General features: G+C 39.1%; 1 pseudogene. It reads right to left on the bottom strand.

The annotated features are described in order from the left end of the window. Positions 1-120: 120 nt before the first annotated feature. A pseudogene (locus ACTHSP_RS23240) lies at positions 121-327 on the bottom strand (calcium-binding protein); the annotation flags it as partial.

The following is a 327-nucleotide window of genomic DNA, read 5'->3' on the forward strand; positions in this document are numbered from 1 at the left end:
AACAACAGGCCGTCTGAAAGATTTTTCAGACGGCCTTTAGCTTTGTTTAAAATCAATCAAACCATTTGTAGATAATTTGTAGAATTTAAGTCCTCTTTTTACATTTTCTTTTGATTCTGCTTAAGAAAGCCTCGCTCCATGTGATTGGGATTGCACGATTTGTTTTTGTTGCTCCTCATATTCAATTCGTTGTGCCGTTTGCTGAATTTGGCTCAGGCTTTCCTCTACCGGCGTCTTAGCCGCTTCCCATATATCTACAGAAGCCATTATTAATCCGGGGGCTTTGTGTCCGATCAAGACTTCCCCATTACCTTTAATATTGATTAA

The sequence above is a fragment of the Neisseria sp. P0001.S005 genome (genome assembly GCF_051963715.1).